Annotated in this window: 1 protein-coding gene; it reads left to right on the top strand. The window is 63.6% G+C overall.

Annotation, left to right across the window (positions count from 1 at the left end; all coding sequences use genetic code 11):
* Positions 1 to 158: 158 nt before the first annotated feature.
* Entirely contained in the window at positions 159 to 1,502 is a 1,344-nt protein-coding gene (locus ACE3SS_RS15750; protein ID WP_374595570.1) for an IS4 family transposase, read from the top strand.
* Positions 1,503 to 1,579: the final 77 nt, after the last annotated feature.

The following is a 1,579-nucleotide window of genomic DNA, read 5'->3' as shown; positions in this document are numbered from 1 at the left end:
CCATCGGGTGACGCTGGTTAACACCATCGTCTTATACACAAGTCCGCGCCACCGCGGCCTGCATTGGGAGCCGCGTCATTGCTCAATGAGGCAGTTCGGGGCTTGTAAACTCCGAGCGGCTCGCGTTTACTCTCGCTTTTTGCGTGAGAACCTTGGCCCTGGACACGACCTGCTGGACGCAGACCGAATTCGCCCACCTCGACCTTGGCGATACGCGCCTGAACAAGCGAGCGAGAATCTTGATGCAACGACTGGCAGCCAAGCCTAAGGCTGGCGTACCGCAAGCGTGCCGAAGCTGGAGCGAGACCATGGCGGCGTACCGCTTCTTCGACAACGACGAGGTGGATTGGCGCGAGATTCTGGAGCCGCATTGGCAGCAAACCGGGCAACGCATGGCGGCCCACCCGGTTGTGCTGTGCCTGCAAGACACCACGGAACTGGACTTTAACGGTCGGCACGCAGCCGGGCTCGGGCCGCTGTCCTACGAAGCGCAGCGCGGTATGTATCTGCACCCGACCTACGCTGTGACACCCGAGCGCGTGCCGTTGGGAGTGCTCGATGCGTGGATGTGGGCGCGCGAGCCCAAGGATGCCCAAGGCAAGCGCGGTGGCTTGAAGGAAAGCCAGCGCTGGATCGAGGGTTACGAGCGGGTCGCGGAAACGGCGCCGGGCCTGCCGCACACGCGTCTGGTGTACGTGGCCGACCGCGAGGCGGACATGATCACGCTGATGGCGCGTGCGCAAGAACTGGGCACGCCAGCGGACTGGCTGATTCGCTCGACGCATGATCGCGCGCTGCCCGAGGGGGCGAAGCTGTGGGCGCATGCAAGCGACGGTGAGGCGCTTGGCGAGATCGCCTTCACGATGGGCTCGCGTCACGGCGTGCGCGCGCGCAAAGTGCGTCAGCACGTGTGGCTGCGGCGTGTCGAGCTGCCGACTGGCGATGGTCAAAGCGTGGCAGCCACGTGCCTGGTGGCGCGCGAGTTCGACGCGCCGGCTGGCGTCAAGCCGATCGAATGGCGCCTGCTGAGCAACCGCGAGGCGAGCACATTGCAAGAGGCGATCGAACTGATCGACTGGTATCGGGCGCGCTGGGAAATCGAGATGCTGTTCAACGTGCTGAAGAACGGCTGCCGCATAGAAGCACTGCAACTGGGTGCAATCGAGCGGCTTGAGCGCGCCTTGGCCCTGTATCTGGTGGTGGCGTGGCGCATCGCCTACCTGATGCGCATGGGCCGCACCTGCCCCGACTTGGATGCCGAATTGTTCTTCGATGCCGACGAGATTCGCGGCGCTTATTTGCTGACCGAGGTCAAACAGCCGGTCAGGCCCAAGCTCAACGAGGTGCTGCGCCTGATCGCACGACTGGGCGGCTTCCTCGCTCGCAAAGGCGACGGCGAACCCGGCGCGAAAGCCATCTGGAACGGCCTCAAGGAAGTTCATGTCGCGGCCAAAACCTTGCAGGCGCTACGCGCTGGGGGCAACGCAGCGACTTGTGTATAAGACGATGCCCTGACACCCCTCCGCGCGGTGCACGCTGCTTCAACGCGTTATTTCTCCACTCCACGTTAACTTATTTA

This window comes from Aquabacterium sp., from assembly GCF_041915145.1.
Taxonomy (GTDB): domain Bacteria; phylum Pseudomonadota; class Gammaproteobacteria; order Burkholderiales; family Burkholderiaceae_C; genus Aquabacterium.
This window is presented reverse-complemented; position numbering and strand designations above follow the sequence as displayed.